We start from the raw sequence: 23303 nt of genomic DNA on the forward strand, positions 1-23303 counted from the left end.
GCGCACCCGGCCCTCGGAGCGGCCGCTGCGACACGCGAGGCGGATGCGGATCCCTCCCGCCCGACGGGCACCCCCGACGGGCAGCGCAAGCCGCCCACCTGCGGAATTCAGCCAAGGCAGCGCTTTATTGCCAATCGCCGCCAACTCGGACACAGCACCGCCGCGCCGGGGCTACACATGAGGACAGGGGCGGCCATCGACCGCCCCGGGGCAAAGAGAGCTGTGGCCGGGGGAGGTCTGGGCGATTGCTGACGATCAACGTGGCGGTCCTGCTCACCGTCATCGTCATCCTGCGGCTGCGCCGCCGTACGCAGCCCAGAAGCCGGAACGACGAGAAGCTGACCGTGATCATCGTGCTGGCGCTCGGGGTGCTGATCGCCCCGACAGGGGTAGGGCACGGAATCCTGGACTTCCTGACCCAGCTCGCGAGCGGCTTCTCGCGCGCCGGCCAGTGAGCACCGAAGGACGCCCGGCCCCTTCCCGGCCTCACCAGGTTCTTCACTCGGGGGACGCATGGCCGCACCAGCACGACGACGATCCGCCCGTACCCGCCGTCCCGCCACGAGGTCGCGGACCCGCACCGTGCGGCGCCGGACCCGGCAGTCTGCCACCAGCCGTTCCGTCGCCGTCGGCTTCCTCCTGGTCATCGCCGTCGCAGTGGCTCGTGAACACCCCGTCACCACCGGTGTCCTGGCCGCGCTCGCGCTGGTCGCCGCCGTTGCCGTGCTCCTCGTCCGCACCGGTCGCCTCCAGCTGCCCGCGCGCCCTGCCGCCGCCCGGGCCGACCTCACCCACAGCATCGCCGCCTACCAGCACATGACGGGCACCCAGTTCGAGCACGCCATCGCCGATCTCGCCCGCCGCGACCCCGCCGTCCGCTCCGCCACCGTCTCCGGAGGCGCCAACGACCGCGCCCTCGACGTCCTCCTCCGGCTCACCGACGGCCGCCGCATCGCCGTCCAGTGCAAGCGCTACGCGCCGTCGAACCGCGTAGGAGCCCCCGTCATCTACGCCGTCAACGGCACCTACCGGGCCTACCACCGCTGCGACCAGGCCCTCATCGTCACGACCAGTACGTTCACCCCGGCCGCGCAGCGTGCCAACGCCGAACTGGACCACCCCCTGCGCCTCGTCGACGGCCGCGCCCTCAGCCGCTGGGTCTGCGGTGGCCGTCCGCCCTGGGGTGCCTGAAGGGCGGGGCGTTCAGCAGGCGGCCGGCCCCCGGGCGGCGCGGTTCAGCCTTCGGCGTCGCGCTCGGGGAAGTCCGCGAACACGGAGGCCTGCGGATGCGACCGGACCCATGCGCGGAGCTCGGGACCGATGGCTCCGTAGAGCTCCGCGTGGACCAGCTCCGCGCACTGCCCCACGCGTGCCAGCAGTTCTGCCGCGCGTTCTTGGTGCACCATGGCCGCCGCCGTGTCGGTGTACTCCTCCAGTACCAGGTAGCTCCCGGCGCCGGCCGAGAACCACTGGTAGGTAGGGGTCCCGGGTTCCTCCTTCGCCTGATCGCTCAGGGCCACGGCCAACTCCTCGAATTCGGCCTGCCGTTGGTCACGGACGTCGAAGCGCGCGCGTACGAAGATGCTCATGCGCACACTCCACCAGACCGGCCGGCCTTCCCCGCAGCCGGGGCGCGGACCACCCGCGGCTGACGGTGGCGTCCGTGTGCGGGGGCTCGGTGCTCCTCGCGCCGGCCGGCCTGCTGGAGGGCCGCTGGGCGACCACCCCTGGTGGGCCCGCGGGTCGCCCACGCGGTGGCGGACCTGTTTTCGCCCACGAGCGGCGCGCCACCGTCCGGCGCAACGAGGGCCCGGTACCCGCCGCACTGGGACCTCTCCCGCACGCCCCTGCACACCCCCGCACGCCCCCGCACACCCCCACGATCCCGCACCGCACTGCACCGAAGGACCTCCATACATCTCCATCGACCGGCGCGATTCCACCGGGTCCCGGGCCCCCGCGCGGTGAGGTGGGCAACGGCGCGGCGGTGGGGCGTTGACAGCGCCCGGCCGGGCTTCTAGCGTCAGCCCTGCTCAGGCTACTAAGCGGTTGCTCACCCAGGGATCGGTGGGGCGGGCCGCTTGTCGAGGTTTCTAGGGTGAGGAGAACCCGCATGTCCACCACCGAGCAGCGCGTCGCCATCGTGACGGGCGCGGCCCGCGGCATCGGCGCGGCCACCGCCGTACGCCTGGCCGCCGAGGGCCGTGCCGTCGCCGTACTCGACCTCGACGAGGCGGCCTGCAAGGACACCGTCGGGAAGATCACCGCGGCCGGCGGCAAGGCCATCGCGGTCGGCTGCGACGTCTCCGACGCGGAGCAGGTCGACGCGGCCGTCGCCCGGGTCGCGTCCGAGCTGGGGGCGCCGACGGTCCTCGTCAACAACGCCGGAGTGCTGCGCGACAATCTGCTGTTCAAGATGAGCGAGACCGACTGGGACACCGTCATGAACGTGCATCTGCGCGGCGCGTTCCTGATGTCCCGCGCCTGCCAGAAGCACATGGTGGACGCCCAGTTCGGCCGGATCGTCAACCTCTCCTCCAGCTCGGCGCTCGGCAACCGCGGCCAGGTCAACTACTCGGCGGCGAAGGCCGGTCTCCAGGGCTTCACCAAGACCCTCGCCATCGAGCTCGGCAAGTTCGGGGTCACCGCCAACGCCGTCGCCCCCGGCTTCATCGTCACCGACATGACCGCTGCCACCGCCGAGCGCGTCGGTATGGGCTTCGAGGAGTTCCAGGCCGCGGCCGCCACGCAGATCCCCGTGCAGCGGGTCGGCCGTCCCGAGGACATCGCCAACGCCATCGCCTTCTTCACCGGCGAGGCGGCCGGCTTCGTCTCCGGCCAGGTCATGTACGTCGCCGGCGGCCCGCTCAACTGACCGCCCCACCGACTTCAGGAGTTCTGGACATGACCGAGCAGAACAGCGGCCTGCCCGCGCCGTCCGGCAAGGTGGCGCTGGTCACCGGCGCCAGCCGCGGCATCGGCTACGGCATCGCCGAGGCCCTGGTCGCCCGTGGCGACCGGGTCGTCATCACCGGCCGCAACGAGGACACCCTCAAGGAAGCCGCCGAGAAGCTGGGTGCCGACCGGGTGCTCGGCGTCGCCGGCAAGGCACATGACGAGGCCCATCAGGCGGTGGCCGTCGAGCGCGCCATGGAGACCTTCGGGCGCGTCGACTACCTCGTCAACAACGCCGGGACGAACCCGGTGTTCGGCCCCATCGCCGACCTCGATCTGGGCGTCGCCCGCAAGGTGTTCGAGACCAATGTCGTCTCGGCGCTCGGCTTCGCGCAGCGCACCTGGCACGCCTGGCAGAAGGACCACGGCGGCGCGATCGTCAACATCGCCTCGATCGCCGGCATCGCCCCCTCGCCCTTCATCGGGGCGTATGGGATGAGCAAGGCCGCGATGGTGAACCTGACCCTCCAGCTCGCCCACGAGTTCGCGCCGGGGGTACGGGTCAACTCCATCGCGCCTGCGGTGATCAAGACCAAGTTCGCCGCCGCGCTGTACGAGAACCGCGAGGAGGAGGCGGCGGCCGGATACCCCATGGCGCGGCTGGGCGTCCCGGAGGACATCGGCGGGGCCGCGGCCTTCCTGCTGTCCGACGCCGCCGGCTGGATCACCGGCCAGAACCTGGTCGTCGACGGCGGGCTGTTCCTCAACGCCGGGGTCTGACGGCACCGGGGCGGGCCCGGGGAGGCCGTGCCCCGGTGTGCGCTCCGGGACGAATCCGTGGTGCCGGCTCTGGCAGGGGGCCGGCACCACGTGCGTCGGCGGGCCCGACGGGGAGGCGTGGGACCCTGGTGGGGCACCTTGCCGTGGGGGCGCGTGCTGCCGCTGCCGCTCCCGTGCGGATCGTGCGCTGCGGCCGGGTCGGCTCCGGCAGCGGGCCCGGGACGGGCCGTCCGCCGGCGGGGGAGCGGTGACCGGCCCGCGGACCGCATTGTCAGTGGCCGCCGGTAGGTTCTGTGAGTGAGAACGCAACGCATACCGGAGGTTGTTGACGTGGAGACCGACATGCTGCCCGAGTCCTGGCGCGAGGTCCTCGGCGAGGAGTGGGAGAAGCCCTATGTCAAGGAGCTCACCGACTTCGTCGAGCAGGAGCGGGCGAGCGGCCCGGTCTACCCGCCCCGCGAGCAGGTCTTCGCGGCGCTGGAGGCGACCCCCTTCGACCAGGTGAAGGTGCTCATCCTGGGCCAGGACCCGTACCACGGCGCGGGCCAGGGCCACGGTCTGTGTTTCTCCGTGCAGCCCGGCGTCAAGACACCGCCGTCGCTGCGGAACATCTACAAGGAGATGAAGGAGGAGCTGGGCCACCCGGTTCCGGACAACGGCTATCTGATGCCCTGGGCCCAGCAGGGTGTGCTGCTGCTGAACGCCGTCCTCACGGTCCGCGAGGGCGAGGCGAACTCACACAAGGGCAAGGGCTGGGAGAAGGTCACCGACGCGGTGATCCGCGCCGTGGCCTCCCGGCCGGATCCGGCGGTCTTCGTGCTGTGGGGGAATTACGCCAAGAAGAAGCTGCCGCTGATCGACGAGGAGCGGCACGCCGTGGTGCAGGGCGCGCACCCCTCCCCGCTGTCGGCGAAGAAGTTCTTCGGCTCCCGCCCCTTCACCCAGATCAACGCGGCTGTCGCCGCCCAGGGCCATGCGCCGATCGACTGGCGCATCCCCGACCTGGGCTGAGCCACCGGACCCGACCTGGGCTGAGCCACCGGACCCGTCCTGGGGTGAGCGACCGGGCAGGGCCGGCGGGCGGCGGGGCCGGCCCGGCCCGTCGCCCGGGCGCGTCGCGCACACCGCGCGCGGGTCCCGTCCGGCGGTTAGCGTCGAGGCAACGACATGGCGGTGGTGAACGGATCCGGGAGTGCGCGGTGATGGAGAAGCGGCGGGAGGCGACGTCCGAGGACGGGGTGCTGACCCGGATCGGCCAGGCGATCATGCTGCACCGCGCCGGCGACCGGGAAGAGGCACGCAACCGCCTCACGGCACTGTGGCACGAGATCGGGCCGCAGGGAGACGCCTTCCACCGCTGCACCCTCGCCCACTACATGGCCGACACCCAGGACGACCCCCGGGACGAACTCGACTGGGACCTCAGAGCCCTGGAGGCCGCCGAGGGCTTCGTCACCGAACGGCCCGGGTGCACCGCCGCCTCCGCCGAACCGAAGGTCGCCGACGGCCCCGGGCCCCGCCACCCCCTCGTCGCGCTCCGGGCGTTCTTCCCCTCGCTCCATCTCAACATCGCCGCCGACTACGCCGCTCTCGACCGTCCGGCCGATGCCCGCGCCCAGCTGCGGCGGGCCAGGACATCGGTCAACGCCCTCGCCGACGGTGAGTACCGCCAGGGCCTCCGGGACGCCATCGACCGGCTCCAGCTGCGGATCGACCGGGCGGCGGGACACACGCCGTAGGGCGGCCGGGCCGGCGGGTCCGTCCCCGCCCGCCTCGCCGACCGACCCCCGCCGACCGGCACGTATGCTTCCGGCACGCCAGGCGCCGGCAACGCGGCACAACCCAGGGAGCACGAGTGAAGGTCGGCTGCATCGGACTCGGCGACATCGCCCAGAAGGCGTACCTCCCCGTCCTGGGCACACAACCGGGCCTCGAACTGCATCTGCACACCCGCACCCCGGCCACCCTCCAACGCGTCGGCGACACCCTCCGGCTGAGTCCCGCACAGCTCCACACGGACCTCGACGCGCTGCTCGCCACGGGCCTGGACGCGGCCTTCGTGCACGCCGCCACCGCCGCGCACCCCGAGCTGGTGACCCGGCTGCTCGAAGCCGGCGTGCCGACCTATGTCGACAAGCCGCTCTCCTACGACTTCGCCGTCTCCCAGCGCCTCGTCGCGCTCGCCGAGGACCACGGCGTGGGCCTGACCGTCGGCTTCAACCGCCGCTTCGCGCCCGCCTACGCCCAGTGCCGCGAGCACGCCCGCGATCTGATCCTGATGCAGAAGAACCGCATCGGCCTGCCCGAGGACCCGCGCACACTGGTGCTGGACGACTTCATCCATGTCGTCGACACCCTGCGGTTCCTCGTCCCCGGCGAGATCGACCACATCGATGTGCGCGCCAGGATCCGGGACGGGCTGATGCAGCACGTGGTGCTCCAGCTGTCCGGCGACGGCTTCACCGCCCTCGGCACCATGAACCGCCTCAGCGGCTCGGCGGAGGAGGTCCTCGACGTCTCCGGCCAGGACACCCGGCGTCAGGTCGTCAATCTCTCCGAGGTCATCGACCACAAGGGACAGCCGAGCATCCGGCGCCGCGGCGACTGGGTGCCGGTCGCCCGCCAGCGCGGCATCGAGCAGATCGTCCTGGCGTTCCTGGACGAGGTACGGGCCGGCCGGCAGCCGTCCGCCCGGGACGCGCTGCGCACCCACGAACTGTGCGAACGGGTGATCACCGACGCTCTGACGCAGGCCGTCTGCTGAGCGCCCGCAGCCCCGCGTACCCGCCGGCGAGCACCAGCGCGCCGATCGCCCCGTACACCGCCCAGTCACCGAACCGGGTGTACGGGCTGGTGCCCTCGGCCAGCGGCAGGTCGTAGACGGCCGCCGCGCTGCGGGCGGTGCCCAGCCGCTCGCCGATCCGCTCGCCGCGCGGGCCGTACGCCGCGCTGATGCCGGTGAGCGTGGCGTGCACCATCGGCCGCCAGGTCTCCGCGGCGCGCAGTGCGGCCAGTGAGGCGTGCTGCGCGGGCGCCCAGCTGTCCTGGAAGGTCGAGGTCGAGGACTGGGCGACCAGCACCCGCGCACCGTCGCGCGCCAGATGGCGGCTCATGTCGGGGAAGGCGGTCTCGAAGCACACCAGCGGCCCGATGCGCAGCCCGCCCGCGGTGGCGACCGGCATCACGACCTGACGGGTGCCCCGCAGCCGGTCGGTGGTGGCCGCCTTGCCCACCCGGGTCGCCCAGCCCAGCACGGACCGGAAGGGTATGTACTCGCCGAAGGGCACCAGCCGCATCTTGGCGTAGCGCTCCCCGGTCGGCCCGTGCGGTCCGATCATGACGGCGCTCTTGTAGATCCCGGCCCGGCCGGCGCGCAACGAGTCGGCGTTGATCAGCAGCTCGGCGCCGGTTTCCCGGGAGAGGGCGGCGAGGCGGGCGGCGAGCGCCGGACGGTCCGCCGGATCCTGGTAGAGGCTGCTCTCCCCCCAGATGACCAGGCGCACCCCGCGGCCCGCCAGCGACCGGGTGAGCGCTTCGCTGCGGGTCAGCCGCGCCGCGGGGGTGCCCGTCGGGCCGGGCTGGACGACCGCGAAGCGCACCGTGCCCGCACCGCGGGGGACCGGCGCCCAGAGCCATGCCGCGGTGACCGCCAGCGCGCACACCAGCAGTCCCGAGACGGCGGGCAGCCAGGCCGCGGGGCGGGCGATCAGCTCCGCCACCGCGGTGTTCACCGCCACGATCAGCAGGCTCAGCAGCCACACCCCGCCGATCGACGCCAGCCGCAGCGCGGGCGGCACCTGCCACTGGCCGGCGCCCAGCAGCCCCCAGGGCCCGCCCAAGAACTCCCAGGAGCGGACCAGTTCGACCATCAGCCAGCCCGAGGGCACCAGCACCAGCGCGGCGGCGTACCGCCCGCCCGCCGCCCGCCGCCCCGCGCCGCCCGGTGTTCCGTCCGGGCCGGGCGCGTCGCCCAGCAGTGCGCGCACCAGCAGCCCCCACGGCGCCCACAGCGCTCCCAGCAGCAGGGCGAGCACCAGGATGAAGACGTGCAGGCTCGGCAGCAGCCAGTGGTGGACGGCGAGCATGAAACCGGTGCCGCCCAGCCAGCCGTCCAGCGCCGCCCGCCGGTACGTCGGTGCCGACCGCACCAGCAGCAGCCAGGGGACCAGGGCGACATACGCCAGCCACCACCACGACGGCGCGGGAAAGGCGAGGGCCGGTACCGCGCCGGCGAGGGCGGCGGCCGGGCCCCGCGCCCAGGGGGAGCCGAGCCACCGCGCCCGGTGGCCGAACGGTCTGTCCATGCCGCCTCCCTCGTCCCGGTGTCCGGCTCTCGGACGGCCAGTGTGCGCGGGTCGGCGGATCAAGAAAAGGGGGTGTCGCCGCAACGGCCGATCACGGGCCGGGAAGGGCCGGGGACGGTCAGTCGCCGCCCAGCTGCGCCCGGCGCCACTTCTCGTGCACCACGACCCCGGTCAGCCGCCAGCCGTCGGGGGTGCGGCGGGCGGTGAAGTCGTAGCGGCCGCCGCAGGTGTAATTGGGGGCGGTCGACTCCTCGTCGCCGGCCTCCGCGGCGGGGCCGGCCAGCCGCATCGGGTTGAGGTAGTCGGCCTGGACCGTGGCGGTGTCGCCGGGTGCACCGTCCGGCCGGGCGAGGCCGATCCGGCGGTTGACGATCAGATGCTGGCGCATCGTGAACTGCCGCAGCATCTGGGCCAGCCAGGCCGCGATCTCCTCGCTGCCGCCCTCGATGCCGCCCGCCGAGCGGTAGTCGGCCCGCCCGTCCGGGGTGAACAGGGCCACATAGCCGGGCCAGTCCCCGTCGTCCACCGCCCGGGCGTAGCCGGTGATCAGATCGTCGAGGGCCAGGCGGTCCATGACCGTGGAGTGTTCCGCGCGCTGCGTCATCGCCTCAGTTTTCGGCATGGCACGGGCCCCCGCCAAGAGGCGGGGGCCCAGGGCGTGTCCGAATGGCGGGGTGTCAGTTCGCCAGCGCCGACTCCGGCAGCAGATCCGGCCCCGTGTCCGGGCGGCCGGTTTCCTTCCCGGCGGCCCGCCCGGCCTCCCGGCGCTCCGGCGCGTCGGTGAACTGGGTCCGGTACAGCTCCGCGTACCGCCCGCCGTCCGCCAGCAGCGTCTCGTGCGTCCCGCGCTCGACGATCCGCCCGTCCTCGACGACGAGGATCACGTCCGCGGCCCGTACGGTCGACAGCCGGTGGGCGATGACCAGGGCGGTGCGGCCCTCGAGCGCCTCGGTGAGCGCTTCCTGCACGGCCGCCTCGGAGGTGTTGTCCAGATGGGCGGTGGCCTCGTCCAGGATCACCACCCGGGGGTGGGCGAGCAGCAGCCGGGCGATGGTCAGCCGCTGCCGTTCGCCGCCGGAGAGCCGGTAGCCGCGCTCGCCGACGACGGTGTCCAGACCGTCGGGCAGCTGGGCGATCAGCTCTGCCAGCCGGGCCCGGCGCAGCGCGTCCCACAGCTCGGCCTCCGCTGCCTCCGGCCTGGCCAGCAGCAGGTTCTCGCGGATCGAGTCATGGAAGAGGTGCCCGTCCTGGGTGACCATGCCCAGGACGTCGCGCAGCGAGGCGGCCGTCAGGTCGCGGACGTCCACCCCGGCCAGCCGGACCGCACCGGCATCGGCGTCGTACAGCCGCGGCAGCAGCTGTGCCACGGTCGACTTGCCGGCCCCCGAGGAGCCGACCAGGGCGACCATCTGGCCCGGCTCGGCGCGGAAGGAGATGCCGTGCAGGACCTCTTCGCCGCCGCGGGTGTCGAGGGCGGCGACCTCCTCCAGGGAGGCCAGCGAGACCTTGTCGGCGGCCGGGTAGCCGAAGCGGACGGAGTCGAACTCCACCGACACCGGGCCCTCGGGCACCGCGCGGGCGTCCGGCTTCTCGGTGATCAGCGGCTTGAGGTCGAGCACCTCGAAGACCCGCTCGAAGCTGACCAGCGCGCTCATCACCTCGATATGGGCGCCGGACAGCGCGGTCAGCGGGGCGTAGAGCCGGGTCAGCAGCAGGGCGAGCGAGACGATCGCGCCGGGCTCCAGCTGCCCGCGCAGGGCGAGGAAGCCGCCCAGCCCGTAGACGACGGCCAGCGCCAGGGCGGAGACCAGGGTGAGCGCGGTGACGAAGTACGTCTGGACCATCGCCGAGCGGACCCCGATGTCGCGCACCCGGCGGGCCCGGGTGGCGAATTCGGCCGACTCGCGGGCCGGCCGTCCCATCAGCTTGACGAGGGTGGCGCCGGGCGCGGAGAACCGCTCGGTCATCTGGGTGCCCATCGCCGCGTTGTGGTCGGCCCCCTCCCGGCGCAGGTCCGCCAGCCGGCGGCCGACCCGGCGGGCGGGCAGCACGAACACCGGCAGCAGCACCAGCGCGATCAGGGTGATCTGCCAGGACAGGCCGAGCATCACCACGAGGGTGAGCAGCAGCGTCACGATATTGCTGACGACGCCGGACAGGGTGTCGCTGAACGCTCGCTGGGCGCCGATCACATCGTTGTTCAGCCGGCTGACCAGCGCGCCGGTGCGGGTGCGGGTGAAGAACGCGAGGGGCATCCGCTGGACGTGGTCGTACACCGTCGTCCGCAGATCGAGGATCAGCCCCTCACCGATGCGCGCCGACAGCCAGCGGGTCAGCAGCCCCAGCCCCGCCTCCGCGACCGCGATGACGGCGATCAGCCCGGACAGGCGGACGACCACGTCCGGCGGGTCGCCGCTCACGATCGCGTCCACCACCCGGCCCGCGAGCAGCGGAGTGGCCACCGCGAGCAGCGCGGTCAGCGTGCTCAGGACGAGGAACCACAACAGCCGGCGGCGGTGCGGGCGGGCGAACGCCATGATGCGGCGCAGGGTGCCGCGGGAGAAGCGGCGCCGGCCCTGCTGGGCGGTCATCGTGCTGTGCAGCGCATGCCAGGCGGTGACTTCCATGTCCATGTTGGCCTCCGAGCCGTCGGGTCGTCACGGGATCGCCGTGCGGACCGGCGACATGAGAGAAACCTAGAACCTCAAGCAATGTTGAGGTCAACTGAATCCCCTGCGCTCACCCGCACGGACCGCCACCCTGCCCCCCGGGCCCCCGGGATTCCGGCCCGTGATCCGCCGTTCGCCGGACCGCCGGCACACCGCCGGGCCACGGTTCCCCGGTGACGCGGACCCGCCCGCACCGTGGCACCGGCCCGCGCCTGGTCAAGCACCTGACCGCGGCGGAACGGTACGGGTTTGCCCGGTCCTTCGCGGCCGAGGACATCCCGCCCGCGGACTTCGGGAGGGAGCTCACCGACGAGGACGGCGCGGCGGACGTGGTGCGCTCGCTGCGCCGGGTGCTGGTGCACATGACTGAGGAGACCGCCCGGCACCCGGGCCACGCCGACATCCTCCGTGAGCAGACCGACGGCGCCGTCGGCAGGTGAGCCGCACGCTCAGATCGGGCGCTCCCAGACCGTGGGCTCCTCGGCGCCGACGCCGCTGACCGTCAGCCGTACCGCGGACCGCCCGTCGGGGAGCGTGGCCAGGGCATCCACGACGATCTTGATGCGGACCGGGCCGGCCGATGCGGACGCCGACGCCGCCGCCCCGGCCAGCGCCTTGGCCAGCGTCGCCACCAGCTCCCGGCCGCCCTCGTCGTCGAGGCGTGCCTCGATCGGGCCCACGAACTGCACCGACGGCCGGCCGCCGAGCGCGGTGGTGGCGGCGTCGGCCTCCCGCAGCACACGGGTGCGGAGCCCGGGCACCGCGGCCGGCCCCTGCTGCAACGCGATGATCGCCGACCTGATCTCCTGGATCGTCGCGTCCAGCTCGTCGACCGCCCGGCCGACCCCCTCCGCCACCTCCGGCAGCTGCGCCTTGCGCCGGGCGGTCTCCAGCAGCATCCCGGTGGCGAACAGCCGCTGGATGACCAGATCGTGCAGATCGCGGGCGATGCGGTCGCGGTCCTCGAAGACGGCGAGCCGCTCACGGTCGCGGTGCCGGTCGGCGAGTACGAGGGCCACCGCGGCCTGCGAGGCGAACTGGGTCCCCAGGGTCCGCTCGGTGTGGCTGAAGCGCCCGGCGCCGGGCTTGCGGCACAGCGCGAGGGCGCCCAGGACCCGCCCGTTGCTGCGCAGCGGCAGCAGCATCATCGGGCCGTAGTGGCGGGAGATCGGGGAAATCGAGCGGGGGTCGGCACCGAAGTCGTCGGAGAACACCGCGAGGCCGACGCGCACCTGGTGGACGACCGGGCTCTGCGGCGGGATCCGGGCGCGGTAGGCCTCGTCCCGTACCGCGTCGGGCAGCACGGTCGAGATCGCCACGATCTCCATACCGCCCACGTCATCCGGCAGCAGCACCGCACCGGTCGCCGCCTCGGCCAGCTCCCGGCCCCGCTCCGCGACGACGGTCAGCGCGTGGCTGGTCGTCGAGCGGGTCTCGGGCCCGGCCAGCAGCGCCGTGGTCACGGAGGCGGTGCCGTCGATCCAGCGTCTGCGCTGCCGGGCGGCCGCGTGCATCCGGGCATTGCTCATGGCGATACCGGCCTCGGTGGCCAGCACCCGCGCCAGGTGCAGATCCGCGTCACCGAACGTGCCGCCGTCGTCCTTCCCCGCCACACACAGCGTGCCGAACAGCTCCCCCTGCACCTGTATGGGCACCTCCAGCAGGGCTACGTCGGGCTGCCCGGCCCCGGGGGAGGTGCCGTGGGTGATCAGCTCGCCGGGACCGTCGCCGTCCTCGTCGAGGGTGCTGATCGCGGCATGGCGCGCTCCGGTCAGCGCGGCGGCGGTCTCGGCGATACGGTCCAGCGCATGTCGCAGATCGTGATCGGAACCGACTGTGACCAGCGCTTCCAGGAGCTGTGGGAGACGGGAGATCGGCCCGCCCGCCAGCGCGCGCAAGCTCCGCGCGGTGCGGTCGGGGCAATCTCTCGCGGGGTCCGACGGCTTCAGGGCACACCTCTCACTTTCCGGCCGTTCCGACAGTCTAATTCGGCCGAAAGTGTGTTATTCGTACCAGACGGATGAAGTCTCCGGTTAGGCGGGGAGACCTCCTCACCTGCGGCGCACCGGTCGGGGCCGGCGATCCGGCCGCTCCGGGCCCGCGCGGCGCGCCTGATCCATGCCGTCCGGACCTCCCGGAACGGGCCGGCGGCGCGGGCGACCGAGCAGGCCACCTCGGCCGGCGGGGCGCGGGGCGTGGTGGGAGACCGTCCCTCGGTCGCTTATCTCGGCCAGACCCTCCATAGGCGACTTTGAGACAACCTGGAGATGTGGCCTGTGCCGGGACTTGAGGCCCCCGGGCTGCGGGTAAGCCGTAGTCAACTACGGGCACAGCTGCACAAACGCACGGGCACAGCCGACACACCACCACACCACCGACGACCCGGAAACGGGCCGAACCCGCCCGGATCTCGCCGGGCGCCCCCCACACGTTCCGAACATCTCCGCCGCAGACGCGTGGCCATATCCCGCGCCTCGGCATGAAAGTGGGCCGGGCCGATGGATGAAGGTCAGTTCTACCCGAGACTCGTGGGACCCAGCCGCGCGGCGGGCGGCACCACCCTTCTCGAAATCCGCGGTGAGCTGGACATCCTCGCCGTGTCGGTGCTGTCCGACCGGCTGGACGACATCACCGGCGCCCAGGGCGTCGATCTCGTGCTGGACGTGCGCGCGGTGACGTTCATCGACTGCGCCGGACTCTCCCTGCTCAGCCGCGCCCGCCAGCGCACCCGGCAGCGGGGCGGCAGGCTGCGGCTGACCGGGGCCGGCGGGGGCGGGAGCGTGGCGCGGCTGCTGCGCATGACCGGCCTGGAGGGCAGCTTCGATCTCGTCCCCGACGACGCCGCGAGGGACACCCTCGCCGGGGCCGCCGGGCCGGCCGGCGTCACGGACGGTGCCGGCACCGCCGTCGCCTGACGCGGCCGGACGCCGCCGGACCCGCCCGTGCTGTTGCCCGCCCCGCCCCGCCCCGCGCCGAAGCCCCGCCCCGCCGCGGTCCGGCCCCCGGCTCAGGCCGGAAGGGCCGCCTCGATGGCGCCGACCAGCTCCTCGGCCTCCGGTTCGGTGCGCGGCCGGAAGCGGCCCGCGACCTCACCCTCGGGGCCGATCAGGAACTTCTCGAAGTTCCACTGGATGTCACCGGCCGCCCCTTCGGCGTCCTCGGTGGCGGTCAGCGCCGCATACAGCGGGTGCCGGTCCGCGCCGTTGACATCGGTCTTCTCGAACAGCGGGAAACTCACGCCGTACGTCGCCGAGCAGAACGTGGCGATCTCCTCCGCGGTGCCCGGCTCCTGGCCCGCGAACTGGTTGCTGGGGAAGCCCAGCACGGTGAAACCACGGTCCCCGTAGCGCTGCTGCAGCCGCTCCAGGCCCGAATACTGCGGGGTCAGTCCGCACTTGGACGCCACATTGACCACCAGCAGGGCCTTGCCCCGGTAGTCGGCGAGGGAAGCGGGCTCACCGGTCAGGGTGCGCAGCGGGATGTCGTACAGGCTCACGGTCATGCTCCTCGTTACGGGTCCGCGGATAGGGACGGCCATCACCCGTCCCAACAGCGGCGCCCGCCCTGATCTTCCCCGGATCGTCGACCGGCCAGGACACGGCCGGCCGGAGCTTCCCCGAGCGCCACTCCTCGAGCAGCTGGTCGAAGATCGGTGTCTCGCCCTCGGCCGGGCGGCGTGCCTGCGGGGCGGGGGGCGGCAGCGCCGGCGGCCGGTGGGGGAGGGAGATGCGCTGGAAGGGGTGCGTGGCGGGCTTCTTGGCGTCCATGTCCGGACTCAACCGGAATTCGGTCCCCGAGTTGCGGGACGCGGCCGGGACCGCTCTCAGATGCCCCTGCGGTGGTGACGGGCAGAAGATACGTTCGCGCGGCGAAGGAGCCGGGGGACACCCCCGCCGGTTCCCTCTGCGCCGGCGGGCTCGTGCGCCACCGGTCCGGCCTCTGCATTCCGCCCGGTGGGGGGACGGCTCGTGCCGGCCGGGTCGCCCGTGCGGAGGACCCGGTCCGTCGGCGTGTCGGGCGGCGCCCCACCCGGCGGCAGGTCACGGATCCTTGCCCGCGGCCTCAACCTGCGCTCCTGGTAAGCCTTTTGACGGCCCGAGGTGCCCGATGCCCCGCTCGCCGGTGTGGTCCGTCAGGGGCGCGCTCCGCTGCGGGTCCCGGACCCTGGTCGACGCCGCGCCGCGGACCCGCTGTTCGGTACCGGGCCGCCCGAAGCGTCCCTCGTGCGGACGCGGTTCCCCTCACCCGCGCGAGGGCGGGGCGCTCCGTGCTTCCCGGCAGGCGGAGGCCGGGCACCCGGACGTCGGGGAACGGCCGGGCGGGCGGGCCGACCAGCGGATCCGGCTCGCAGGGGGCCGGGATCCGGCCCCCTGCGGCGGGGTTCCTCGCCCGCTCCAGCGGCACGCACGTGTACGGCAGATGGAGCACGGGTGCCCGGGCGCGGCGCTGTTCGATCACGGTTCACCTGCATGGCTCACAGATCTCGCGCCGCCCGTGGGTCCCGGCCACGATCGAATCCGGGACGCCCCCGGACACCGGGCAGACCGTCCCACCATCCGGCTCAGTCACCGGATCGCACCGGAACTGACGACGCACCACTGGGGCCACCGGGCCCCGAAGGAGATGCGTAGACGATGACCACGCTGTCGGAACGAATATCCCAGTCAGCCTTCGATGGCTCGCGGCTTCGGGTCGTGCTGCTCCTGGATCTCCACGAGGGAGCCCAGCAGCGCTTCATGGAAGCCTACGAGCACCTGCGCAACCAGGTCGCGTCCGTCCCCGGGCACATCAACGACCAACTGTGCCAGTCCATCGAGAACCCCTCGCAGTGGCTCATCACCAGTGAGTGGGAGAGCGCCCCCCCCTTCCTCGCCTGGGTCAACAGCGAGGAGCACGTCAAGATGGTCCAGCCGCTGCACAGCTGTGTGCGCGACACCCGGTCGCTGCGCTTCAGCGTCCTGCGCGAGACCTCGAACATCGCCACCCTCGCCCCCGAGCCCCCCAAGGGCCGGCTGCAGGCCGCCCCCCGCGTCGGCGACGGCGTCGTCCGGCACGCACTGACCTTCACCGTGAAGCCGGGCAGCGAATCGATGGTCGCGGAGATCCTCGCCGGCTACGCCTCTCCGGAAGCCCGGGTCGACGACACCACGCGGCTGCGCCGCACCTCCCTGTTCATGCACGGCAACCGCGTCGTGCGCACGGTGGAGGTCCAGGGCGACCTCGTCGCTGCGCTGCGCCACATCTCCCAGCAGCCCGAGATCCGGGCCGTCGAGGAGGCCGTCAACCCGTACCTGGAGCAGGACCGGGACCTGGCCGACCCGAACTCCGCCCGGGTGTTCTTCACCCGCGCCGCGCTGCCCGCGGTGCACCACGTCGGGTCGAGCGGGCAGCAGCCCGACGGCGTCCGGCGGCACGCGCTGTTCTACCCGGCCAAGGAAGGGTGCGGAATGGCCCTGGCCAGGATGCTGGCCCACCAGGACGAGCTGGCCGCGGACGACCCGCAGTGCCCCATCACCGGCAGCACCGTCTTCCAGCGCGACGACGTGGTGGTCCGGCTCATCGATCTCCGGATGCCCCTCGACAGCGACCCCATGCTGTCGCTCGGCGTACGCGGTCCCCGCAAGACGGCGGTGCTGCGGCGTCTCCTCGACACCGATGTGGCCGGCGGTCTGTCGAACGACGGCGAGGTCGCACGCTTCCTGGAGCGCTCCGACATGGCCCTCATCACCGACCGCCGATCGCCGGACGCCTGAGCGCACCCGCCCGCGGCGGGTCCCATCCCCAGTCAACCTCGGCCTCACGCCCCCGGAGGAACAGCCATGACCACGCACCGCCCACGCATCGTGGACCTCAGCGAGACCCAGCCCAATCGCCGGCGCGGAGGTGATCTGCGCGCCCTGCTGACACCCAGCGCGGTGGGCGCCACGAGCGGCTTCATGGGCATGGCCCTCGTCCAGCCCGGCGAGCGCATCGGCGAGCACTACCACCCGTACTCCGAGGAGTTCGTGTACGTCGTCCAGGGCGCGCTCGAAGTCGACCTCGACGGGGAGGCGCACCCGCTGCGTCCCGACCAGGGACTGCTGATTCCCCCTTACATGCGGCACCGCTTCCGCAATGTGGGGGACGTGGAGGCCCGGATGGTCTTCCACCTCGGTCCGCTTGCCCCGCGCCCCGAGCTCGGGCACGTCGACACCGAGGGCACGGAGGAGAGCACCCCCGCCGCACCGCCCGAACGCACGGAGCCGGTGTCATGACCCGCCGCGTGGCGGTCACCGGCGTCGGTATCGTCGCGCCCGGCGGTGTGGGGGTGCCCGCCTTCTGGGACCTGCTGTCCGCCGGACGCACGGCGACCCGTGGCATCACCCTCTTCGACCCGGAGGGGTTCCGCTCACGTATCGCCGCCGAGTGCGACTTCGATCCCGCGGCCCACGGTTTGAGCAGCGAGCAGGTGGCCCGCTCGGACCGGTACGTCCAGTTCGCGATGGTCGCCGCGAAGGAGGCACTGCGCGACGCCGGGCTGGACGCCGGGGCGGAGGATCCCTGGCGCATCGGGGTGTCCCTGGGCACCGCCGTCGGCGGCACCACGCGTCTGGAACACGACTATGTCGCCGTCAGCGGCCGCGGACAGCGGTGGGATGTCGACCACCGTCCGGCCGGCCGGTATCTGGAGCGGGCGTTCTCCCCCAGTTCGCTCGCCTCCGCGGTGGCCGAGCAGGTCGGTGCGCACGGACCGGTGCAGACCGTCTCCACGGGCTGCACCTCCGGCCTCGACGCCATCGGCTACGCCTTCCACTCCATCGAGGAGGGCAAGGCCGATGTGTGCATCGCCGGCGCGTCGGACTCACCGATCTCCCCGATCACGGTCGCCTGCTTCGACGCGATCAAGGCGACCTCCGCCAACAACGACGACCCCGCCCATGCCTCACGGCCGTTCGACGCCAACCGGGACGGCTTCGTGATGGGTGAGGGCGGCGCCGTCCTCGTACTGGAGGAGCTGGAACACGCCCGCGCCCGTGGTGCGCACATCCACTGCGAGATCCGTGGCTATGCCACCTTCGGCAACGCCTACCACATGACCGGCCTGACCCAGGAGGGCCTGGAGATGGCCGAGGCGATCAACCGGGCCCTGGCCCACGCCAGGCTCGACGCCACGCAGGTGGACTACGTCAACGCCCATGGCTCGGGCACCCAGCAGAACGACCGGCACGAGACGGCCGCGGTCAAGCGGTCGCTGGGCGAACACGCCCGCAAGATCCCGATGAGTTCCATCAAATCCATGGTCGGCCACTCACTGGGGGCCATCGGCGCGATCGAGATCGTGGCCTGTGTGCTGGCACTCACCCATCAGGTGGTGCCGCCGACGGCCAACTACGAGACTCCGGACCCGGAGTGCGACCTCGACTACGTGCCCAAGACGGCACGGGAGCTACCGCTGCGTTCGGTGCTCTCGGTCGGCAGCGGCTTCGGTGGTTTCCAGTCAGCGGTGGTACTGACCCGACAGGGTGGGAGGGCATGATGAGCTCCCCGAAGGAACGTCGCTCCGTCGTCACCGGTATCGGCGTCATCGCCCCCAACGGGGTGAGCACCGAGACCTTCTGGAAGGCGACGGTCGAGGGCATCAGCGTCCTCGACCACGTCACCCGCGAGGGGTGTGAGCATCTTCCGCTCAGGGTCGCGGGCGAGGTCCGCGGCTTCGACCCGGCGGATCTGATCGAGGAGCGCTACCTCGTCCAGACCGACCGGTTCACCCACTTCGCCATGGCGGCGGCCAACCTCGCGCTGGATGACGCCCGGATGGGCCGCGCCGACTACAACGACTCGCCGTTCGCGGTGGGCGTCGTCACGGCCGCCGGCTCGGGCGGCGGTGAGTTCGGCCAGCGGGAGCTGCAACGGCTCTGGGGCCAGGGCTCCCGGTACGTCGGCCCCTACCAGTCCATCGCCTGGTTCTACGCGGCGAGCACCGGCCAGATCTCCATCCGCGGCGGCTTCAAGGGGCCGTGCGGCGTGGTGGCCAGTGACGAGGCCGGCGGCCTGGACGCGCTGGCGCATGCCGCCCGCACCATCCGGCGCGGCACCGATGCCGTCGTCGTGGGCGCCGCCGAGGCACCGCTGGCCCCCTACTCCGTCGTCTGTCAGCTCGGCTACGACGATCTGAGCCGGCTCGACGATCCGGCCCGCGCCTACCGCCCGTTCACCAGCGCCGCGTGCGGATTCGTGCCCGCCGAGGGCGGCGCGATGCTGATCGTCGAGGAGGAGACGGCGGCCGTCGACCGCGGGGCGTCCGTCCGGGCGGTACTGGCCGGGCACGCCGCGACCTTCACCGGGGCCTCCCTGTGGGAGGAGTCCCGGGAGGGGCTGGCGCACGCGATCCGCGGCGCACTGCAGGACGCGCGGTGCGCCCCGGAAGAGATAGACGTGGTGTTCGCCGATGCGCTCGGTGTGCCTGCGGCCGACCGGGCCGAGGCGCTGGCGCTCGCGGACGCCCTGGGACGGCACGCCGCGCGGGTCCCGGTGACGGCACCCAAGACCGGTACCGGCCGGGCGTACTGCGGTGCCCCCGTTCTGGACGCCGCGGCCGCGGTGCTCGCCATGGAGCACGGCGTCGTGCCGCCCACCCCCAACGTCGTCGACGTCTGCCATGACCTGGACGTGGTGACCGGCCGGGCCCGTCCCGGCGAGTTGCGGACGGCGCTGGTGCTGAGCCGGGGACTGATGGGCTCGAACGCGGCAATGGTGCTGCGGCAGGGCTCCGGGTCCCCCTCGTGAGAAGGAGAACACCGCATGAACGCTCAACTGACGCTCACTGAGCTGGCCGCGCTGATGAAGTCCGCCGCCGGCCTCACCGTCGACCCGAAGGAGCTGGCGAACCGGCCCGACGCGACCTTCGCCGAGTTCGGCCTCGACTCGCTCGGCCTCCTCGGCATCGTGGGCGAGCTGGAGAACCGGCAGGGCCGGCCGATGCCCACCGACGCGGAGCGCTGCAAGACGCCCCGCGACTTCCTCGCCCTCGTCAACACCGCCCCCGAATCCGTTCCCACGACAGGAGCCTGACATGTCCGGCCACACCGAGAACGACATCACCATCGCGGCGCCCCTCGACCTCGTCTGGGACCTCACCAACGACATCGAGAACTGGCCGCAGCTGTTCAGCGAGTACGCCTCGGTCGAGGTGCTGTCCAGGGAAGGCGACAAGACCACCTTCCGCCTGACGATGCACCCGGACGACAACGGCACCGTCTGGAGCTGGGTCTCCGAGCGGACCGTCGACCGCCAGGGCCGCACGGTGCGCGCCCGCCGCGTGGAGACCGGTCCCTTCGCGCACATGGACATCCACTGGAAGTATGCCGAGATCCCCGGCGGCACCTCGATGCACTGGACCCAGGACTTCGCGATGAAGCCCGATGCCCCGATCGACGACAAGGGCATGACCGAGCTGATCAACCGCAACTCCCGGATCCAGATGGAGCTCATCCGGGACAAGATCGAACAGCGTGACCGCGAGCTCCGCTCCGTCACCGCCGGCTGACGGCCCGCCAGGCCGTGCCCGGACCGCCACCCGGCGGCAACGAAGGGACCCTCCTGATGCATCACGCTCTGATCGTCGCCCGCATGGCACCCGGCTCCGCCCCGGACATCGCCGAGGTCTTCCAGGCCTCCGACCGTACGGAGCTGCCCCACCTGGTCGGGGTCAAGCGGCGCACGCTCTTCCAGTTCGGTGAGGTGTATCTGCACCTCATCGAATCCGACCGGCCGCCCGGCCCGGAGATCGCCAAGGTGGCGGAGCACCCCGAGTTCCGCGCCGTCAGCGAGCGACTCTCCGCCTTCGTCAGCGCCTACGACCCGAAGACCTGGCGAAGCCCCAAGGACGCGCAGGCCCAGCAGTTCTACAGCTGGCAGCGCGAGAGCGGCGCCTGACACGTACGCGGAGCCGGGGTGACCCCCCGGCTTCCGCGTCGGCCAGGGCAGGGGCAAGGTCGCCCGGCGAGGAGGAGCCTCCTCACCGGGCGACCTGCCGTGCCTCCCAGAGGTCATTCGGGGACGGTGCACTCGAAGGCGTGCAGGTACGGGTTGACGACCCGGAGCTCGCCGACCTTCAGGCCGGCGTCCGTCATCCGGCTCACCAGGCTGGCCCTGGTGTGCTTGGCGCCGCCGACGTTGAGGAGCAGCAGCAGATCCATGGCCGTGGTGAACTTCATCGACGGGCTGTCGTCGACGAGGTTCTCGATGATCACGACGCGGGCGCCGGGGCGGGCGGCCCCGACGACGTTGTGCAGCGTGCGGCGGGTGCTCTCGTCGTCCCACTCCAGGATGTTCTTGATGATGTAGACATCGGCCTGGACGGGGATCTCCTGCCGGCAGTCACCGGGCACGATCCGCACCCGCGAGGCGAGCGCGCCGCCGTCCCGCAGCCGGGGGTCCGGGTTCGCCACGACCGTGGGCAGATCGAGCAGCGTGCCGTTCATCGAGGGGTACTTCTCCAGCAAGCCGGCGAGGACGTGCCCCTGGCCACCGCCGATGTCCGCCACCGACGACGCCCCGGTCAGATCGAGCAGCTGGGCGATGTCCTGCGCCGACTGCTTGCTGGAGGTGGTCATCGCCCGGTCGAAGACCTCGGCGGACTCCGGTGCGTCCTGGTGGAGGTACTGGAAGAACCCCTTGCCGTAGAGGCCGTCGAAGACATTGCTGCCGGAGCGCACCGCCTCGTCGAGCCGCGGCCAGGCATCCCAGGTCCACGGCTCGGTGCACCACAGGGAGATGTAGCGCAGGCTGTGGGGGTTGTCCTCGCGCAGCAGCCGCGACATGTCCGTGTGGACGTACTTCCCGTCGTCGGTCTCCGCGAAGATTCCGTAGCAGGACAGGGTGCGCAGCAGCCGGTCCAGCGGCCGGGGTTCGGCCCGCACCGCGCTGGCCAGCTCCTCGGCGGTGGTGGGCTTCTCACCGAGCGCGTCGGCGACGCCCAGGCGCGCCGCCGCCCGCACGGCCGCCGCACACGCGGCACCGAAGATCAGCTCACGCAGCTGCATGGCCGGCTGGGGGGTGGGACTTACGGTGGTCATTCCGCCTCTATTCTCCCGTTGACGACGGGTGCACCCGGTGCACCCGGTGCGGCCGTGGGCACAGTCCGGCCGGCTGCGAGGTGCGGCACACATTCCGCAGGAATCGGTTGTGCCGGCCGGCGCGGTCCCGGTTGGCCAGGTCCACGGGCTTGTTGCGCAGCACGATGTTGTCGCTGATGACGTTGCGCTCGTTGAGCGACTTCACAAAGCTGGGGAAGAGCACGACGCCGCCGGAGAACGGCGAGGCACCGCGGTTCTCACGGATCAGGTTGTGCCGTACCAGCGCCTGCTCGGTGCCGGTGAGCAGGACCCCGACCCCCTGGATGAACGGCAGGCGGCCGTTGGCGCGGCAGTGCTTGTTGTTCCTGATGATGCTGTTGTCCCGCACCGTCAGCGCGCCCGCCCGGGGCCGGGATTCGTCGCCGACGATGAAGATGCCACCGCAGTTCCCGCCGATGTCGTTGTGGGCGACCGTCAGGTTTCTGACGCGCTGGAGGGTGATGCCGATCCGGTTCCGGAAGAGCCGGTTCCCCAGGATCGTGGCGCCCCGGTTGTCGGTGGCGCCGCCCTCCTCCTTGACGACGTTCGAGAGGTAGATGCCGGAGTCGCGGTTCCCGGTGACGGTGTTGTCCCGGATCGAGGCGCGGGTGGACCGCTCCTGGGCGATGCCCCACACGCCGTTGTTCCGCGAGGTCACGTCGTGCACGGTCAGCCGGTCGGTGCCGGAGGCCCAGATGCCGGACTTCTCGAAGCCCTGGACGGTCAGCCCGTGGAGGGTGACGTCCCGCAGCGGCCTGCCCCGCCTGCCGAGGACGCAGATGCCGTTGCCGCTGCGCCCGCAGGCGTTGCGGGCCCGCTTGCCGGACGGCCCGATCACCGTGCGGCGGCCCGCGCCGATGAGGCGCAGCCGCGGCTTGGTGATCAGCACGCTCTCCCGGTAGTGACCGGGCCGGATGAAGACGGTGTCGCCCGGCCGGGCCCGGTTCACCGCCCGCTGGATCGATTCGCCGGGGTGGACGACGAGGCGTCCCGCCGGTTCGCTCGGTGCGGCCGCGCCCAGTCCGCCGACCAGCATCGCGGCGACACAGCTCAGGTATTTCATCTGTCGTAGCGCCATGAGGCGAAGCTATGGGCGATCATGCCCACTCGCCACATGTGGTGACCCGTTGATGACGGTGCGTACGGCGGCCGGCGTGCGACACGCCGTCAGGTCCGGTGCCCGGCCGGGCACCGGACCGCCCATCAGGGCCGGTCAGCGCGGCCGCGCGGGCTCGCCTCGCCCGTGGGGGAGGGACCGCCGCACGGCCGGGAAGCGCCGGGCCCGGAATCAGCTGACCGGGTATCGGGCCGGGTGTCGGACGGCGCGTCGGAGCGGGCCTCGGGGGCGGGGTCCGACGGGGCATCAGCCGGCCCGTCCGGCCACGCCTCGGTCAGGAATGCCGCGAGGCTGGTCGGCAGAAACCACGGTCGGGCACGGAAGACGGTCACGGTGGAACAACGCGCCAGGCCCGGCGGACGACACCGGCCCGGGAGCAGCGGGCCGCTTGATCACCCCAACGGCCGCGGGGGAGGGGCCGCCCCCGCCGGGCACGCCCGGC

Annotated in this window: 25 protein-coding genes; 16 read left to right on the plus strand and 9 right to left on the minus strand. The window is 72.5% G+C overall.

All coding sequences use genetic code 11. The features are described from left to right. Positions 1-245: 245 nt before the first annotated feature. On the plus strand, positions 246-455 hold the full coding sequence (locus OIU81_RS32475; RefSeq protein WP_329153555.1) for a hypothetical protein: 210 nt from the start codon (positions 246-248) through the stop codon (positions 453-455). A 127-nt stretch (positions 456-582) separates the two neighbouring features. Continuing rightward, positions 583-1191 carry a restriction endonuclease gene (locus OIU81_RS32480; protein ID WP_329153556.1) on the plus strand — a complete coding sequence of 203 codons (609 nt, stop codon included), beginning with the start codon at positions 583-585 and terminating at the stop codon, positions 1189-1191. Between the two features lie 44 nt (positions 1192-1235). Here OIU81_RS32480 and OIU81_RS32485 read toward each other — a convergent pair whose 3' ends face one another. After that, on the minus strand, positions 1236-1589 hold the full coding sequence (locus OIU81_RS32485) for a putative quinol monooxygenase (RefSeq protein ID WP_329153557.1): 354 nt from the start codon (positions 1587-1589) through the stop codon (positions 1236-1238). A gap of 524 nt (positions 1590-2113) precedes the next feature. Here OIU81_RS32485 and fabG point away from each other — a divergent pair. From fabG to OIU81_RS32510, 5 genes are all read left to right on the plus strand, one after another. Continuing rightward, entirely contained in the window at positions 2114-2875 is a 762-nt protein-coding gene (gene fabG, locus OIU81_RS32490; RefSeq protein ID WP_329153558.1) for a 3-oxoacyl-ACP reductase FabG, read from the plus strand. Positions 2876-2904: 29 nt separating this feature from the next. Continuing rightward, a complete protein-coding gene (locus OIU81_RS32495; protein WP_329153560.1) occupies positions 2905-3675 on the plus strand; it encodes an SDR family oxidoreductase in 771 nt (256 codons plus the stop codon). 342 nt (positions 3676-4017) lie between these two features. After that, the gene (locus OIU81_RS32500) at positions 4018-4686 is read left to right on the plus strand and encodes a uracil-DNA glycosylase (protein WP_329155518.1); all 669 of its coding nucleotides are present in this window, start codon (positions 4018-4020) and stop codon (positions 4684-4686) included. Positions 4687-4877: 191 nt separating this feature from the next. Continuing rightward, positions 4878-5414 (plus strand): hypothetical protein, encoded by a 537-nt coding sequence (locus OIU81_RS32505; protein WP_329153562.1) that lies wholly within the window; start codon positions 4878-4880, stop codon positions 5412-5414. Between the two features lie 116 nt (positions 5415-5530). Beyond that, a complete protein-coding gene (locus tag OIU81_RS32510) occupies positions 5531-6439 on the plus strand; it encodes a Gfo/Idh/MocA family protein (RefSeq protein WP_329153563.1) in 909 nt (302 codons plus the stop codon). Here OIU81_RS32510 and lnt read toward each other — a convergent pair. The 3 genes from lnt to OIU81_RS32525 form a co-directional block, all read right to left on the minus strand. Continuing rightward, positions 6408-7979 (minus strand): apolipoprotein N-acyltransferase, encoded by a 1572-nt coding sequence (lnt, locus tag OIU81_RS32515; RefSeq protein ID WP_329153565.1) that lies wholly within the window; start codon positions 7977-7979, stop codon positions 6408-6410. The two genes, OIU81_RS32510 and lnt, sit on opposite strands and share 32 nt — an antisense overlap. A 118-nt stretch (positions 7980-8097) precedes the next feature. After that, positions 8098-8583, minus strand: a complete 486-nt coding sequence (locus OIU81_RS32520) for a nuclear transport factor 2 family protein (RefSeq protein ID WP_329153567.1) — start codon at positions 8581-8583, stop codon at positions 8098-8100. Positions 8584-8656: 73 nt separating this feature from the next. Beyond that, positions 8657-10612 carry an ABC transporter ATP-binding protein gene (locus OIU81_RS32525; protein ID WP_329153569.1) on the minus strand — a complete coding sequence of 652 codons (1956 nt, stop codon included), beginning with the start codon at positions 10610-10612 and terminating at the stop codon, positions 8657-8659. A 209-nt stretch (positions 10613-10821) separates the two neighbouring features. Here OIU81_RS32525 and OIU81_RS32530 point away from each other — a divergent pair, with 209 nt between their 5' ends. Then, positions 10822-11088: a mycothiol transferase gene (locus OIU81_RS32530; protein WP_329153570.1), complete on the plus strand. Its 267-nt coding sequence runs from the start codon at positions 10822-10824 to the stop codon at positions 11086-11088. 9 nt (positions 11089-11097) lie between these two features. Here the strand turns inward: OIU81_RS32530 and OIU81_RS32535 are convergent, their stop codons facing one another. After that, positions 11098-12546, minus strand: a complete 1449-nt coding sequence (locus OIU81_RS32535) for a GAF domain-containing protein (RefSeq protein WP_329153571.1) — start codon at positions 12544-12546, stop codon at positions 11098-11100. 630 nt (positions 12547-13176) lie between these two features. Between OIU81_RS32535 and OIU81_RS32540 the strand changes: the two genes are divergently transcribed. Continuing rightward, a complete protein-coding gene (locus OIU81_RS32540) occupies positions 13177-13563 on the plus strand; it encodes an STAS domain-containing protein (RefSeq protein WP_329153572.1) in 387 nt (128 codons plus the stop codon). 92 nt (positions 13564-13655) lie between these two features. Here OIU81_RS32540 and OIU81_RS32545 read toward each other — a convergent pair whose 3' ends face one another. Beyond that, on the minus strand, positions 13656-14144 hold the full coding sequence (locus tag OIU81_RS32545) for a glutathione peroxidase (RefSeq protein ID WP_329153573.1): 489 nt from the start codon (positions 14142-14144) through the stop codon (positions 13656-13658). Next, entirely contained in the window at positions 14104-14415 is a 312-nt protein-coding gene (locus tag OIU81_RS32550) for a hypothetical protein (protein WP_329153574.1), read from the minus strand. The genes OIU81_RS32545 and OIU81_RS32550 overlap by 41 nt, the downstream gene beginning before the upstream one ends. A gap of 867 nt (positions 14416-15282) precedes the next feature. On the opposite strand from OIU81_RS32550, the gene OIU81_RS32555 reads away from it, so the two are divergent. From OIU81_RS32555 to OIU81_RS32585, 7 genes are all read left to right on the plus strand, one after another. Continuing rightward, on the plus strand, positions 15283-16401 hold the full coding sequence (locus OIU81_RS32555; protein ID WP_329153576.1) for a SchA/CurD-like domain-containing protein: 1119 nt from the start codon (positions 15283-15285) through the stop codon (positions 16399-16401). Positions 16402-16467: 66 nt separating this feature from the next. Beyond that, complete coding sequence (locus OIU81_RS32560) at positions 16468-16902, plus strand: cupin domain-containing protein (protein WP_329153578.1); 435 nt, start codon at positions 16468-16470, stop codon at positions 16900-16902. Next, positions 16899-18164, plus strand: a complete 1266-nt coding sequence (locus OIU81_RS32565; protein ID WP_329153580.1) for a beta-ketoacyl-[acyl-carrier-protein] synthase family protein — start codon at positions 16899-16901, stop codon at positions 18162-18164. The genes OIU81_RS32560 and OIU81_RS32565 overlap by 4 nt, the downstream gene beginning before the upstream one ends. Beyond that, a complete protein-coding gene (locus OIU81_RS32570; RefSeq protein ID WP_329155520.1) occupies positions 18164-19414 on the plus strand; it encodes a beta-ketoacyl synthase N-terminal-like domain-containing protein in 1251 nt (416 codons plus the stop codon). The genes OIU81_RS32565 and OIU81_RS32570 overlap by 1 nt, the downstream gene beginning before the upstream one ends. 15 nt (positions 19415-19429) lie before the next feature. Next, a complete protein-coding gene (locus tag OIU81_RS32575) occupies positions 19430-19699 on the plus strand; it encodes an acyl carrier protein (protein WP_329153581.1) in 270 nt (89 codons plus the stop codon). A gap of 1 nt (position 19700) precedes the next feature. After that, the gene (locus OIU81_RS32580) at positions 19701-20174 is read left to right on the plus strand and encodes an SRPBCC family protein (RefSeq protein ID WP_329153582.1); all 474 of its coding nucleotides are present in this window, start codon (positions 19701-19703) and stop codon (positions 20172-20174) included. A gap of 56 nt (positions 20175-20230) precedes the next feature. Then, entirely contained in the window at positions 20231-20563 is a 333-nt protein-coding gene (locus OIU81_RS32585) for a TcmI family type II polyketide cyclase (RefSeq protein ID WP_329153583.1), read from the plus strand. A 113-nt stretch (positions 20564-20676) separates the two neighbouring features. On the opposite strand, the gene OIU81_RS32590 is transcribed toward OIU81_RS32585, so the two are convergent. Both OIU81_RS32590 and OIU81_RS32595 read right to left on the minus strand, forming a co-directional pair. After that, entirely contained in the window at positions 20677-21705 is a 1029-nt protein-coding gene (locus OIU81_RS32590) for a methyltransferase (protein ID WP_329153584.1), read from the minus strand. Positions 21706-21712: 7 nt separating this feature from the next. Next, positions 21713-22822, minus strand: coding sequence for a right-handed parallel beta-helix repeat-containing protein (locus OIU81_RS32595; RefSeq protein ID WP_329153585.1), 1110 nt, complete (start codon positions 22820-22822; stop codon positions 21713-21715). Positions 22823-23303: the final 481 nt, after the last annotated feature.

Origin of the sequence: Streptomyces sp. NBC_01454, assembly GCF_036227565.1 — a bacterium.
Lineage (GTDB): Bacteria > Actinomycetota > Actinomycetes > Streptomycetales > Streptomycetaceae > Streptomyces.